The organism is Pseudonocardia halophobica, assembly GCF_050948485.1.
GTDB classification, from domain to species: domain Bacteria; phylum Actinomycetota; class Actinomycetes; order Mycobacteriales; family Pseudonocardiaceae; genus Pseudonocardia; species Pseudonocardia halophobica.
On the sequence record NZ_CP192046.1, the window covers coordinates 2,459,013 to 2,472,771 of the forward strand.

General features: G+C 74.1%; 15 protein-coding genes. 5 read left to right on the forward strand and 10 right to left on the reverse strand.

Annotated elements, in window-relative coordinates; genetic code table 11:
* Positions 1-60 precede the first annotated feature (60 nt).
* The 5 genes from ACQP04_RS11825 to ACQP04_RS11845 form a co-directional block, all read right to left on the reverse strand.
* Entirely contained in the window at positions 61-996 is a 936-nt protein-coding gene (locus tag ACQP04_RS11825; RefSeq protein ID WP_433507096.1) for a cyclase family protein, read from the reverse strand.
* 36 nt (positions 997-1,032) lie between these two features.
* Positions 1,033-1,932 carry an LLM class flavin-dependent oxidoreductase gene (locus ACQP04_RS11830; RefSeq protein ID WP_433507097.1) on the reverse strand — a complete coding sequence of 300 codons (900 nt, stop codon included), beginning with the start codon at positions 1,930-1,932 and terminating at the stop codon, positions 1,033-1,035.
* A 92-nt stretch (positions 1,933-2,024) separates the two neighbouring features.
* Entirely contained in the window at positions 2,025-2,159 is a 135-nt protein-coding gene (locus ACQP04_RS11835; protein WP_433507098.1) for a hypothetical protein, read from the reverse strand.
* The gene (locus ACQP04_RS11840) at positions 2,156-2,710 is read right to left on the reverse strand and encodes a hypothetical protein (protein WP_433507099.1); all 555 of its coding nucleotides are present in this window, start codon (positions 2,708-2,710) and stop codon (positions 2,156-2,158) included. The genes ACQP04_RS11835 and ACQP04_RS11840 overlap by 4 nt, the downstream gene beginning before the upstream one ends.
* 119 nt (positions 2,711-2,829) lie before the next feature.
* Positions 2,830-3,732 carry a mycofactocin-coupled SDR family oxidoreductase gene (locus ACQP04_RS11845; RefSeq protein WP_433507100.1) on the reverse strand — a complete coding sequence of 301 codons (903 nt, stop codon included), beginning with the start codon at positions 3,730-3,732 and terminating at the stop codon, positions 2,830-2,832.
* A gap of 142 nt (positions 3,733-3,874) precedes the next feature.
* On the opposite strand from ACQP04_RS11845, the gene ACQP04_RS11850 reads away from it, so the two are divergent.
* Both ACQP04_RS11850 and ACQP04_RS11855 read left to right on the forward strand, forming a co-directional pair.
* Positions 3,875-4,819: an AurF N-oxygenase family protein gene (locus ACQP04_RS11850; protein WP_433507101.1), complete on the forward strand. Its 945-nt coding sequence runs from the start codon at positions 3,875-3,877 to the stop codon at positions 4,817-4,819.
* A gap of 39 nt (positions 4,820-4,858) precedes the next feature.
* Entirely contained in the window at positions 4,859-6,388 is a 1,530-nt protein-coding gene (locus tag ACQP04_RS11855) for an FAD-dependent oxidoreductase (protein ID WP_433507102.1), read from the forward strand.
* A gap of 164 nt (positions 6,389-6,552) precedes the next feature.
* On the opposite strand, the gene ACQP04_RS11860 is transcribed toward ACQP04_RS11855, so the two are convergent.
* Positions 6,553-6,750 (reverse strand): hypothetical protein, encoded by a 198-nt coding sequence (locus tag ACQP04_RS11860; protein WP_433507103.1) that lies wholly within the window; start codon positions 6,748-6,750, stop codon positions 6,553-6,555.
* Positions 6,751-6,890: 140 nt separating this feature from the next.
* The gene (locus tag ACQP04_RS11865; protein ID WP_433507104.1) at positions 6,891-7,766 is read right to left on the reverse strand and encodes a DMT family transporter; all 876 of its coding nucleotides are present in this window, start codon (positions 7,764-7,766) and stop codon (positions 6,891-6,893) included.
* 122 nt (positions 7,767-7,888) lie between these two features.
* Between ACQP04_RS11865 and ACQP04_RS11870 the strand changes: the two genes are divergently transcribed.
* Complete coding sequence (locus ACQP04_RS11870; protein WP_433507105.1) at positions 7,889-8,359, forward strand: DoxX family protein; 471 nt, start codon at positions 7,889-7,891, stop codon at positions 8,357-8,359.
* A 4-nt stretch (positions 8,360-8,363) separates the two neighbouring features.
* Here the strand turns inward: ACQP04_RS11870 and ACQP04_RS11875 are convergent, their stop codons facing one another.
* A complete protein-coding gene (locus ACQP04_RS11875) occupies positions 8,364-9,785 on the reverse strand; it encodes a PLP-dependent aminotransferase family protein (protein WP_433507106.1) in 1,422 nt (473 codons plus the stop codon).
* Positions 9,786-9,835: 50 nt separating this feature from the next.
* Here ACQP04_RS11875 and ACQP04_RS11880 point away from each other — a divergent pair, with 50 nt between their 5' ends.
* Positions 9,836-10,339, forward strand: a complete 504-nt coding sequence (locus tag ACQP04_RS11880; RefSeq protein ID WP_433507107.1) for a carboxymuconolactone decarboxylase family protein — start codon at positions 9,836-9,838, stop codon at positions 10,337-10,339.
* Positions 10,340-10,435: 96 nt separating this feature from the next.
* The gene (locus ACQP04_RS11885; RefSeq protein WP_433507108.1) at positions 10,436-11,992 is read left to right on the forward strand and encodes a long-chain-fatty-acid--CoA ligase; all 1,557 of its coding nucleotides are present in this window, start codon (positions 10,436-10,438) and stop codon (positions 11,990-11,992) included.
* A 181-nt stretch (positions 11,993-12,173) separates the two neighbouring features.
* Here ACQP04_RS11885 and ACQP04_RS11890 read toward each other — a convergent pair whose 3' ends face one another.
* Complete coding sequence (locus ACQP04_RS11890) at positions 12,174-12,581, reverse strand: nuclear transport factor 2 family protein (protein WP_037040625.1); 408 nt, start codon at positions 12,579-12,581, stop codon at positions 12,174-12,176.
* Between the two features lies 1 nt (position 12,582).
* Complete coding sequence (locus tag ACQP04_RS11895; RefSeq protein WP_433507109.1) at positions 12,583-13,674, reverse strand: LLM class flavin-dependent oxidoreductase; 1,092 nt, start codon at positions 13,672-13,674, stop codon at positions 12,583-12,585.
* Positions 13,675-13,759: the final 85 nt, after the last annotated feature.

The following is a 13,759-nucleotide window of genomic DNA, read 5'->3' on the forward strand; positions in this document are numbered from 1 at the left end:
GAGAGCCCCGTCTTGTGGCTGGCAGGTGCGTCGATCCGTAGGGTGCCGCTGGGCCCGCGGTCAGAACGTGGCGATCGGGTTGACCGGGCTGCCGGACGTACCGGCGAAGCGGACCGGCGCGACCGCGAGGTGGAAGTCCCACTGGTCGAGCTCGGCGGCCGTTGTCGCGCACGCCTCCAGGTCGCAGTTGTCGAGCAGCCACAGACCCATCGCCACCAGGCCCACGGCGTGAACCGGCATCAACACGTCCTCGTACCCCGACGGCTGGACGTCCTGGGGGGTGTCGGCGCCGATCAGCGCGACCTCCCGTTCCTGCAGCCACGGCAGGCAGGACGCGTGCCACCCGGCCTGCGTGACACCGCCGGCCGCACCGGCCTCGTGCCGGACGCGGCCCTGGCCGGTCCGCAGGAGTACCGCGTCGCCGGAGCGCACCCGCACACCCTGGCGACGCTCGGCCTCCTCGAGATCCTCGGGAAACACACCCTGCCCCGGCTCCAACCACGGCACATCGCGGACCCTCGCGATGTCCAGGAGGACACCCCGCGTGATGATCCCGTTCGCCGCCGCCGTGACGGCCGCCCACGCCGATCCCGTGGCGGCGTCGACCGACGAGTGGGACCGCCCGTTGTACATCGTGCCGTCCCAGAAGATGTGGCACGGCGAGTCGACGTGGGTGAGGGTGTTGCCGTGGAACGTGATGCCGAGCCGCTCGGACGAGAAGCCCCAGCGCCGGTCGTTGCGGAATCGGGCCGGCATGTTCTCGGCGCCCGGCATGTCGGCGGCACACGGGCACGTCGTCGTCGACCGCTCCATGTCGTCCGGTACGCCGACCTCCCATGCGCACGACACGCTCCTGCCGTGCCGCACGGCCCGCGCCGCCGCCAACCGGACGTCGTCGGTGATGTGGTTCAGGGTGCCGAGCTCGTCGTCGTCGCCCCACCGCCCCCAGTTCGACAGCGTGTCGAAGTACCCGAGCACGTCGTCCTGTGTGGGCATCGGTCTCCCTGCCGTCATCCCGGCATCGCCTCTGCGCTACCCACGCCGCTCCGCCTCGACCAGCTCCCGTGTGCGCGGGGCGACCTCGTGGGCGTAGCGCTCGAGGGTGGCCCGGTCGTCGGACATCAGGATGAAGCCGGAGATGCCCTCGGAGAGGGCGAGGTCGGCGAGCTCCTCGGCCCACTGCTCCGGCGGACCGACGAGCAGGCCGCCGCCGGTCTGCGCGAAACGGCCCTCGAGGTTGAGCAGCCTGCGGATCGCGCCGGGGTCGCGGCCGGCCGCGGCGGCGCCCTCGTCGATCAGGGTGTTCATGGCGCCGAGGGAGGCGGGGCCGTCGCGCAGGTAGGAGAGCGAGGGCAACCAGCCGTCGGCGAGGCGGCCGACGACCCGGAGCATGCGGGGGCCGTAGGCGCCGACCCAGATGCCGATGTGGTGGGCGGGCGCGGGGCCGCGCTTGGCGCCGGCGACGTGGTGGAACTCGCCGTCGACGCGGACGCCGCCGCGTTCGTCGGCGGCCCAGACGCCGCGGAGGATCGCGATCGCCTCCTCGAGGGCCTGCACGGACTCGCCGGGCTTCAGCCGGCGGCCGCCCATGGCCTCGATGCCGTCCCAGAAGGCGCCCGCGCCGAGGCCGAGCTCGACGCGGCCACCGCTGAGCCGGTCGAGGCTCGCGGCACTGCGGGCGAGGACGGCGGGTGGGCGGAGCGGGAGGTTGAGGACGTCGCCGGTGAGCCGGATCCGCTCGGTCCGGGCGGCGACGACGGACATCAACGTCCAGGCGTCGAGGAACTCCGGCAGGTACGGATGGTCCTGGAAGGCGACGAGGTCCAGGCCGGCCCGGTCGGCCGCCACCGCCAGGTCGACCGCCTGGTCCGGCGGGTCCGCGACCGGCGTGACGAAGGCGCCGAAGAGCAGGTCGTGTCGGTGGTCGGGCACGCGTCGAGAGTGGACCGGGCGGGACGGCCGGGCAAGGGTCGCCCGCGGCGCGGGGGGTGCGTGCCCGACGCACCCCCGTTGCAGCGGCACCGTCAGCCGCGGACGCCCTGCCGCACCCAGGCGACGGCGTCGGCCACGCTGACGCCGCGCGGGCGCCAGCCGAGCCGGGTGCAGAGGTCCTGGAAGGCCTGCGGGGTCAGGGCGTGCCGCACCTGCAGGTTCCTCACCTGGTCGACGAGCTGGGCCGGGGCGCCGTGGGTGTTGAGGTACTCGACGAGCTGGGGAAGCGTGTGCACGGATCCTCCTGTGGGGGAGCGTCTCGGGCGCCGGGTCCGGCGCCGGCGACAACACTGCTGGCCGGCCCGAGGAGCGGCCTGTGTGCACCGTGTCCGAGCACTGTGAGCACCCTGCCCGGCCCGGCGCGGTGCACGCGGAGCACCGCGGCCGGCGCGCGGAACACGAGCGCCGCGCCCACGACGACCAGGAGCGCGCGCACATCGGCGGCCCCGGCGTGCAGCTCGCCGAGGCGGTGGGCGGCGAACCCGTCGTAGACCGCCCAGCCGACGGTCCCGGCGACGACGGCGCCGCCCGTGGACGTCGCGGTCGCGGCGAGACCCGCGGCGAGGGCCGCGAGCGCCAGGCCGCCGACGGCGACGTCGGCCGGGTCGCAGGCCCAGGCGACCACCTGCGCCCCGACGGCGGCGGGCAGGCCGAGGAGCAGGCCACCGGCGCACACCGGCGGCGTGGACGGGGGAGTGCGCGGACGGCTCGGGTACATGACGCCAGGGTGTGCCTGCCCATCGCCGGGGGCCCCGTTCCTGACGGGATGTTGACGCGTGGAGCACCGATCCGAACGCCGTCATGACCTGGAGCAGTCGGACCGGACCGTCGAGGAGCTCAGAACTCCGTCACGCCCGCGTCGGGCGCGATCTCGTGGGCGGTGATGTACCGCGACTCGTCCGAGGCGAGGAACAGCACCGTCTCGGCGACGTCCTCGGGCTGGGTGATGTCGACCGGCAGCAGGTTGGTGAACATGCCGGCGAGCCGCGGGTCGCCGGCGATCGCCTTGCCCAGCTGGGCCTGCATGTCGCCGGTGCCCATCGGGGTGGCGACGCCCGTCGGGTGCAGGCTGTTGACGCGGATGTGGTGCCTCGCGAGCTCGGTGGCGAAGGCCTTGGCCATGCCGCGGACCGCCCACTTGCTGGTGGTGTAGGGGACCATGAACGGCTGCACCTTGAGCCCCGCCGCGGAGCTGACCAGCACGATCGAGCCGCCGCCCGCCCGTACGAGGTGCGGCGCACCGACCATGACCGTGTTCCAGGTGCCGGTGACGTTGATGCTCATCGTGTCGTCGAAGACCTGCGGGGTGATCTCGTCCCACGCCGACGGGACGCAGATCGCCGCGTTCGCGATCACCACGTCGAGCCGGCCGAGCTCGGCGACGGCGTCGTCGACGGCGGTGCGCAGGGCGTCGAGGTCGCGGATGTCGACCTTCGCCGTGACGATCCGGCGGTCGAGCCTCTCGACCAGGCGCGCGGTCTCGGCCAGGTCCTCCGGGGCGGGGGAGTCGTACGGCACGCTCGGCAGCGGACCGGCGATGTCCACGGCCACGATGTCGGCGCCCTCCTGGGCGAGCCTGACGGCGTGGGCGCGGCCCTGGCCCCGCGCCGCGCCGGTGACCAGGGCGACCTTGCCCGCGACGCGTCCGGGTCCTGCGCTGGGTCGTTCTCCGTTCCTCGTGGCCCGCGACCTGCCGGCGGGGTGCGGCGCCAGTGAAGTCCCGCCGCCGAGTTCGGTCAAGCGATTGATTTAAAGATTCTCTCAGTAGCCCGACGGCGCCTTCCACGCGGACGGGGGACGATCCCGGCTTGCGAGCAAGTGTTACCACCGGTAACGTTACCGCCGGTAACGCCAGCAGTCGTCGATCCGCGAAGGAGCGACCATGGACGACACCATTGCCCTGGACCGCACCGCCGACCACGCCGTGCCCAGCGCTGATGCCGCCGTCGAGGGCGACCACGCCGACGTCGCCCGCCGCCTGCTGCGCTCGTCGGAGATGCTCTCCTTCGACCCGGCGCAGGAGGTCGACTGGGAGACGCCGCTGGACACCGGCTTCCACGGCGCGAGCCCGGAGTGGAGCACCCTCTACGGCACGGCGTACTGGGACGAGATGACCCCGGAGCAGCAGCGCGAGCTGACCCGGCAGGAGTCGGCGTCCGTCGCCAGCACCGGCATCTGGTTCGAGATGATCCTGCAGCAGATGGTGCTGCGGGACTTCTACGCCGAGGACCCGACCGACCCGGCCTTCCAGTGGGCGCTCACCGAGATCGCCGACGAGTGCCGCCACTCGATCATGTTCGCCCGCGGCGTGGCCAAGCTGGGCGCGCGGCCGTACCGCCCGAAGCGGTCGGTCGTCGAGCTCGGCCGGGCGTTCGCCGCGCTCGCCGGCGGCGAGGCGGCCTACGCCGCGATCCTCGTCGCCGAGGAGGTCCTCGACGTGATGCAGCGGGACTGGATGCGCGACGAGCGCGTGGTCCCGTTCGTGCGCACGATCAACAACATCCACGTGGTCGAGGAGTCCCGGCACATGAAGTTCGCCCGGGACGAGGTCCGCGAGCGGATGCGGGGTGCGGGCGCGCTGCGTCGTCAGGCGGACGCGGTGGTCATCGCCGGAGCCGCGTACCACATCGTGACCAGCATGGTCAGCGACGACGTGTACGAGGCGGCCGGACTGGACCGCAAGCGTGCGCTGCGCGAGGCGCGGGCCAACCAGCACCACAAGGCGATGATGCGCTCGAGCTGCGCCGGGCTGATGGAGTTCCTCGGCTCGGCCGGGCTGCTCACGCCGGCCGCGCGGGCGATCTACCGCCGCGCGAACCTCCTCTGACCGGCGCCCTGCCGACCCCACCGAGCGACAGGCCCCGCGATGCCGTACGCGATCACCCAGACCTGCTGCACCGACGCGTCCTGCGTCGCGGCGTGCCCGGTCAACTGCATCCACCCCACGCCGGACGAGCCGGACTTCGGCACCACGGACATGCTCCACATCGACCCGCGGTCGTGCATCGACTGCGGCGCGTGTGCCGACGCGTGCCCCGTGGACGCCATCCGTCCGGTCGACCTCCTGAGCGGCCCGCTCGAGGGCTACGCCGAGGTCAACGCGGAGTTCTACGCCGACCGGCCGTCGTCGGAGGTGGAGGAGGCCGAGCGGACCCCCGTGTTCCACCGCTGGGGCCCGCCCACCTTCGACCGCACCGTCCCGGCCGGCTTCCCGGCGCTCGACGTCGCGGTGGTCGGTACCGGGCCCGCGGGCATGTACGCCGTGCAGGACCTGCTCCTGCACACCGACGCCAGGGTCACGCTGATCGACCGGCTCGCCGTCGCGGGCGGGCTGGTGCGGTTCGGCGTGGCGCCCGACCACCCGTCGACCAAGCGGATCGGCGAGACGTTCGCCCGCCACCAGGGCCACCACCGGCTGCGGATGCGGCTCGGGGTGGAGGTCGGCCGGGACGTCACGCCCGAGCAGCTCGCCGCCGAGCAGGACGCGGTGGTCTACGCCGTGGGCGCGTCGGAGTCCCGGTCGCTCGGCGTGCCGGGGGAGGACCTGCCCGGCAGCCTGCCCGCCACCACGGTCGTCGGCTGGTACAACGGCCACCCCGAGATCGCCCCCGGCGCGGTCGACCCGTCGTCGGGGCGGGTGGTCGTCGTCGGCACCGGGAACGTGGCGCTCGACGTCGCGCGGATCCTCACGGCCGACCCGGCCGATCTCGTGGACACCGCGATCGCGGGCGGGGCGCTGGAGCTGCTGCGCGGGTCGGGGATCCGCGAGGTCGTCCTGCTGGCCCGCCGCGGCCCGGACACCGCCGCCTACACGCGGCCCGAGCTCGTCGCGCTGCTGCGCCGGGAGGGCGTGGAGGTCGTGGTCGACGACGCCGACCCGCGCACCGGGAAGGTGATCGACGAGGCCGTGCCGGGCGAGCACGCGGCGCTGCTGCAGGAGGCGCGCCGCGAGGTGGTCGACTGGTCGACACCGGGCCCGGAGGGACCGCGCCGGCTGGTGCTGCGCTTCCACTCCTCGCCCACGGCGATCACCGGCGACGGCCGGGTCGAGGCGGTCCAGGTGACCGGCCCGGACGGCGAGGTGGAGATCCCGGCCGGGATGGTCGTCCGGGCCGTCGGGCACCGCGGGCGCCCCCTGACCGGCCTGCCGTTCGACGACGTCACGGGCACCGTCCCGAACCACGGGGGCCGCGTCGAGGGCATGCCCGGCACCTACGTCGTCGGCTGGATCAAGCGCGGCTCCACCGGCGGGATCGGCGCCAACCGCACGGACGCCGCCGAGACCGTCAAGGCCCTGATCGACGACGCCGTGGCGGGCCGGTTGCCGAACCGGCCCCGTCGCCGCATCCCGTTGCCGCTGCTCGGATCGCGTCGGCGGCACCGGGTCGCACGCTAGGGCAGTCCGTCGCCCGGTGGCGGCGTCCCGTGCAGGACGTAGGCGCCGATCGCCCGGGCCGCGTGCGTGGCGGGATCGTGGCCGGCCAGCCTGCGCGCGTTGCGCCAGTGCCGGTCCAGGCCCTCCGAGGTGAGGGTGGCCGAGGCACCGGAGAGGGGTGTGGTTCAGACGTGCGCGCGGGCGACGAGGTCGCCGGGCGCGCCGAGGGCCCGCAGCTCGTCGACGACCCGCTCGCGGTCGCGGTCGGCCGGGAAGATCCCGGCGAAGGGGGCGGCCGGGCGGAACTGCGCGAGCCGGAAGGGGTTGCGGCGGCGGGCCGGACGGTCGGTGCCGGTGGTGCGGTGGAAGGAGGTGATGCTCATGGTGTGCTCCCTGGTCTGGTCCGGTGGTCGCGGGGTTCGTTCCCCGCTGGACACACGGTCCCGCCGAGGGGGCTCCGGCACCGTCGGGCCGTCGCCCGATACGCCGGGGGAGCGCGGTGTCGGGCGACCGGGGGACGGGGTCAGCGAGCGGCGGGAGCGGCCTCGTCCTGGTCGCCGTCGCTGAGCAGCGGCGAGCGGACCAGTACGAACGTGCCGAGGACCAGCGCCGCTCCGCCGGCGGCGGCCATCGCGTACCAGGCTCCGCCGCGGACCTGCTCGCCGTAGACGACCACGCCCCAGGCCGTGGCGAGCAGCGGGTTCGCCAGCGTGAAGCCGGGTTGCGACGCCACCAGGCTGCCCGCCTGCAGCGCGGTCTGCAGCAGGAAGAACGACAGCGGCCCGACGACGACCACCGCCCAGGTCTGCCACGCGGTGAGCACGCCGTGCACGCCCTCCCGCCCGGCGATCGCGCCCACCGCCGCCACCAGCACGGCGACGTAGCCGAACGCCGTGCCGGTCCCGATGCCGAGCCACCCCGCGCGCGCCGACCCCGTCGTCCCGCGGCCGGCGACCACGGTCGCGCCGACGATCACGGCGACCACGGCCGACCCGACCACCCACGTCCAGCCGGACACCGCGACCGGGTCCCCACCGGTCGGGGCCAGCGCGACCACGACGAGGACCAGACCGGCGGCGAGCACGCCGATCGCCGTCCACTCCCGCACGCCGGGGCGCGCGCCGAAGGCCCACGCCGCCAGCAGCACCGTGAAGGGCAGCTCGGCCACCAGCAGCGGCTGCACGACCGCGACCCCGGCGAGCGTCAGCGCCACGGCCTGGACGAGGAAACCCGTGATCACGCACGCGATCCCCGCCAGCCACACCGGCCGTCGGACCAGGTCGAACAGCAGCCCGATCGAGAACTCCCGCTCCTCGGGCTCCTCCCGGGCGGCCTTGCGCTGCAACACCGAGGCGGCCGCGTTCAGCACCGCCGCCACCACCGCCAGGACCACTCCCACGCGCCCGGGTAACCGTTCCGCCGGAACTCGAACCCCCACTCGATTCCCGGGGAGCGATGAGTTCCCGCGCCGGCGCCGGTCCACATCACGACAGCACGGACACACCGGACGGAGGACCCGCCATGAGCACGATCGACACCACCCGCGCCCTGACCCGTCGCACCACCGACGGCACCACCGACAGCGCGGCGACCGGCATCCGCGAGGCCGCGCCGCAGCTGGTGCTGCTGGCGTTCCGCGTCGTCGTCGGGTTCCTGTACGCGCTGCACGCGGTCATGGGCTTCGGCCTGTTCGGCGGTGTCGACGGCGCCGGTACCGGGCTGCCACCCTTCACGCTCTACTGGTGGGTCTCCGTGGTCGAGCTCGTCGGCGCGGTGCTCGTCGCGATCGGCCTGTACGTGCGGCCGGCCGGCTTCGTGCTCTCCGGGATGATGGCCTTCGCCTACTTCGCGATGCACCTGCCGCAGGGCTGGAACCCGATCTACAACATGGGCGAGCCCGCCGCGCTCTACAGCTGGATCTTCCTGCTGCTCTGCGCGATCGGCGGCGGCCGCTACAGCCTCGACCACCTGCGCACCCGCCGCGCCCGCTAGCTCCTCACCCGGCGGGCCGGGCGAGCACCCGGCAGAGCGCCTCCAGCGCCCCCGCCCAGGCCGACGGCGACGGCGTGGCGTACCCGACCACGAGCGCGTCCGGCCGGGGCGGGGCGTCCGGGTGCCGGAACCGGTCCAGGCCCTCGACCGCCAGCCCGTGCCAGGCCGCCGCCCGCTGGGCGGCGGCCTCCGCCGTGCCGGGCGGGTCGTCCCCGGTGGGCAGCTCGACCAGCGCGTGCAGCCCCGCTGCCAGCCCGCGCACCGCCACGCCCGGTGCCCGCTCCGCCAGGGTGGCGACGAGCTCGTCCCGGCGCCGCCGGTAGGCCTGCCGCCGCTCCCGGACGTGCCGGTCGTAGGCCCCCGAGGTGAGCAGGTCCGCGACGACGAGCTGGTCGACGGCGGACACCCGGGTCCCGCCCTCCCCGGCGACCGCCCGCTGCACCTCCGCGGCCAGCCCGGCCGGCAGGACCAGCCAGCCGAGCCGCAGCCCCGGAGCGAGGGCCTTGCTGGCGGTGCCGAGGTACACCACCCGCTCCGGGTCCAGTCCCTGCAGGGCGCCGACCGGCCGCCGGTCGTAGCGGAACTCGCCGTCGTAGTCGTCCTCGACCACCAGCCCACCGGTCGCGCGGGCCCAGTCGACCGCCGCGGCCCGGCGGTCCGGCCGCAGGGCCACACCGGTGGGGAACTGGTGGGCCGGGGTGAGCAGGACGGCCCCCTCGCCGTCGAGCAGGTCGGTGCGGGCCCCGGCGTCGTCGACGGGCAGGGCGCCGACCGCGAGCCCGTGCCGCTCGAGCAGTTCCCGGTGCAGGTGCAGGCCGTGCGCCTCCGCGGCGACCCGTCGCACCCGGCGGGTCCGCAGCAGGCCGGCGAGCAGGGCGAGCCCGTGCACCGCGCCCGCGCACACCACGATCCGGTCCGGTGCGGTGCGCACCCCGCGAGCCCGGGCGAGGTGCTCGGCCAGCGCGGCCCGCAGCTCCGGCCGCCCGCGGTCGTCGCCGTAGCCGAAGGCCTCGTCCGGAGCCGCGGCCAGCGTCCGGCGCGCGGCCCGCAGCCAGGCCGCGCGGGGGAAGGCCGCGACGTCCGGCCGGCCCGGCCGCAGGTCGTGCGCCGGCCGGGCGAGGTCCGGCGGCAGCGGGCGGGCCGGACCCGCGGGCCGCTCGCCGGGGACGGCGCGCGGCGCCACCCGGGTGCCCGAGCCCTGCCGGGCCGCCAGCCAGCCCTCGGCGACCAGCTCCGCGTAGGCGTCCGCGACCGTGTTGCGCGCCAGCCCGAGATCGGCCGCGAGCGACCGGGAGGAGGGCAGCCGCGAACCCGGCGCCAGCCGCCCGCTGCGCACCGCCTCGCGCAGGGCCTCCATCAGCCCGGACCGCACCCCACGACCGGGCGCGAGGTCGAGGTGGAGGTCCGAAGTGGCCCGCGAAACCATGCCGGAAGTGGACCACATCCGTGCGCCAACCGGGGCCTACCGTCGGGCACGTGACCATCACCGAGGAGACCCCCGCCCCCGCCCGCAACCCCGAGCACCCCGCGCGGCTCGTGCTCGCCGAGCTCGTTCCGGACGTCTACAAGGCCATGGCCCGGTTCGGCGCCGCCGCCGGCGCGGGCCTCGAGCCGGCGCTCGTCGAGCTCGTCAGGATCCGCGCCTCGCAGCTCAACCACTGCGCCTTCTGCCTGGACATGCACACGAAGGACGCGCTGGCGCAGGGCGAGTCGGTCGAGCGGGTCGTGCAGCTCGCGGCCTGGGAGGAGTCGGCGCACTTCTACTCGCCGCGCGAGGTGGCCGCCCTCGAGCTGACCGAGGCGATCACCGTGCTCACGGACGGCTTCGTGCCCGACGACGTGTGGGAGCGGGCCGCCGCACGGTTCGACGACACCGAGCTGGCCCAGCTCGTCGCAGTGATCGCGGCGATCAACGCCTGGAACCGTTTCGGCGTGTCCACGCGGATGGTGCCGGGCCACTACCGCCCGCGCCGGGGATGACGTCCCCGGGCGGGTGGTGCCGGCGTTGAAGGAGCCCACAAGCCGCCGGGCCCCGGGCGGGTGACAGCCCCCACCCCGCCCGACGACCCTGACGCCATGACGACGCGCCCCGGCGAGCTGCTGATCACCGATTTCCTGCGCCGGGCGCGCCGGCACCATCCCGACCGCGAGATCGTGGCGTACGCGCACGGCGAGGAGGTCCTGCGCTACGACTACGCCGCCTACGCCGACCGCGTCCACCGGCTCGCGGGGGCACTGCGCCGGCTCGGGGTGCGGCCGGGGGACCGGGTGGCCAGCCTGGCCTGGAACCACCACCGCCACCTCGAGCTGTACGCGGCGGTCCCGCAGGTCGGGGCCGTGCTGCACACGCTCAACCTGCGGCTGTCCGCGGAGGAGATCGCCTACATCGCGGGGCACGCCGACGACCGGCTGATCGTGGCCGACGCCGAGCTGCAGCACCTGCTCGACGGCGTCCAGCCCGAGCTGGGCGTGCTCGACACCGGCGACGCCTACGAGGCCCTGCTGGTCGACGGCCTGGCCTTCGACGGCGAGCCCGGCGTGCGCGAGGACGACCTCGCCGTCCTCTGCTACACCTCCGGCACCACCGGCCGGCCGAAGGGCGTGGGGTACAGCCACCGCGGCCTCTACCTGCACACCTTCGCCGCCTGCCTCGCCGACGGGCACGCGATCTCGGCCGCGGACACCGTGCTGCACGTCGTCCCGATGTTCCACGCCAACGCCTGGGGCGTCCCGTTCGCGGCGACGATGACCGGGGCCACCCAGGTGCTGCCCGGGCCGCACCCGACGCCCGCGGAGATCGCCCGGATCATCGAGCGCGAGAAGGTGACCTACGTGGGGATGGTGCCGACGGTGGCCGTCGACATCCTCCGGCACGTCCGCGAGCACGGCGGCGACCTGCGCAGCCTGCGGGCGCTCGTGCTGGGCGGCTCCACCCCGAGCCTCGCCCTGATCCGCGACCTCGAGGAGGAGCTGGGCATCCCCGTCTACCAGGGCTGGGGCATGACCGAGCTGTCCCCGATGGCCAGCTTCACCCGCCCGCCCCGGCCGATCGCCGACCGCGAGGAGCACCGCCGCCGCACGCAGAGCCAGGGGCGGCTGCTGCCGGGCCTGCAGTGGCGGATCGTCGACGATGCCGGCCACGAGCTCCCGTGGGACGGCGAGTCCGCGGGGGAGCTGCAGGTCAAGGGGCCGTGGGTGGCCACCGGGTACTACCTCGGCGAGGCCCCCGAGCGGTTCGACGACGGCTGGCTGCTGACCGGCGACGTCGCCGTCATCGACCCGGACGGCTGGATGCGGATCGTCGACCGCGCCAAGGACCTGATCAAGAGCGGCGGCGAGTGGATCAGCTCGCTGGCCCTGGAGCAGGCGCTGCTGGCCGACCCGGAGGTGGCGGAGGCCGCTGTGGTCGCCGTGCCGCACCCGCGCTGGCAGGAGCGGCCGCTGGCGCTCGTGGTGCTGAACCCCGGCTCGGCCGCGACCGGGGAGGAGCTCAAGGCGCGGCTGGGCGAGCGGGTGCCGCGCTGGTGGCTGCCCGAGCGCATCGAGGTGACCACCGAGCTGCCGCGCACCAGCGTCGGGAAGCTCGACAAGCGGACCCTCCGCGAGCACTGGTCCGCCGGCGTCCACGCCTGACGCACCCACCCCGCCACGGCGAACGGCTCTCGCTCATATGTAGTGAGCGTGAGCGAGAGCGCCGTTCGCTCATGCCCGGCTCCGGCGACCCGCCCACCCCGGAACCGCCCACAACGCACGAACGGCACTTTCGCTCACGTCTAGTGAGCGAAAGTGCCGTTCGTTCACGCAGGGAGCGGCGTCAGGGTGCCACGAACACCGCGGTGGTGTGCTCGGTGTCGAGGAACTCCTTCACCGAGCTGATCTTGCCGTCCCGCACGGTGAAGACGAAGTGGTACAGGTTGTTGTAGACCCGCCCGTTCTTCAGCTCCGCGTAGGACTCCGTCTCCACCGCCACCCGCTCGCCCTCGGCGGTGAAGGCCAGCGGGGTGAGCGTGATGGCGCCGGTCTTCGTGCCCTCGGCGATCCCGCCGAGCATCTCGCCGAAGCCGGACTTGTCCTTGGTCCCGGAGATGCCGGGGATGTTCCCGGCGACCCACCAGGTGGCGTCGTCCGTGAGCGAGCCCAGGATCCCGTTCACGTCACCGGAGGAGAAGACCTCCATGAACTCGGTGACGACCTTCTTGTTCTCCTCCTCGAGCGCGCCCACGTCACACCCCCGCCGGAGCCGCGACGCCGAGCTTCTTCAGCTCGGGCACGACCTTCTCGCCGAACAGCTTCAGCGAGGCCCGGACCTTCTCGAAGGGCAGACCGGCGAACGACGGCGCGATCGACGGGTGGTGCGGGCCGAGCACCTCGAGGCGGTGCTTGTACTTCTCGATGCACTGCTCGGGCGTGCCCCAGACCTGCGTGTCCGCGTATCCCGCGGCCGCCGCCTCCATACCGGCCTCGCGGATCATGTCCGCGCCGACCTGGTAGGCCTCGTAGCCCTTGGTCTCGCGCCAGTGCTTGCCGGCGAAGTCGTAGTGCTTCACCACGGACAGGAAGTAGCGCGACAGGTACTCGCGGGCGGTCTTCTCCGCCTCCTCCGGGTCCTCGTGGCAGTAGACGAAGTCCTGGGTGTGCACCGGCAGCGGCTCGGTGCCGTGCTCCTCGCGGTAGATGTCGCGGTAGCGGTTGATCGACTCGGCGTGGACCTCCGCCGGGTACTGCATGAAGGTCATCATCCGGGCGCCGACCTTGGCGACGGCGGGCACCGAGTCCGGTGACATCGCGACGCCGTAGATCCGGCCGGTCCAGTCGTACTCCGGCGCGGGGCCGGGCCGCACGACCGCCCGCGGCTGCGGGTAGAAGGGCCCGTCGTTCTCGACGTACCCGTTGCGCAGGCCCGCGACGATGACCGGAGCGGCCTCGTCGAAGCGCTGGCGGGACTCGTTCATGTCCACGCCGAACTGCTCGTACTCCATCTTCGCCAGGCCGCGGCCCATCCCGAGCAGCACCCGACCGCCGGACAGGTGGTCGAGCATGATCGCCTTCTCGACCACCCGCAGCGGGTTGTTCCACGGCAGGATGACCGCGCCGGTCCCCAGCTTGATCCGCGAGGTCTTCCCGGCCAGGTAGGTCATCAGCTGCAGGTTGTCCGGGCACATCGAGTAGTCGTCGAAGTGGTGCTCGGCGGCCCAGACGGAGTCGAATCCGTACTCCTCGGCCAGGACGCCGAGCTCGGCCTCCTGCCGGAACATCTCGCCGTCGGACAGGTTCTCGTGCCAGTTCTGGAACACCAGCAGCACACCGACATCCATGTGGGCGTCCTTCCGTGTCTCGTCCCGCGTCGACTCTTGCCTAACGAGTGTTAGGGAGGCAGATTGTGACGGTAGTCGCAGGGCC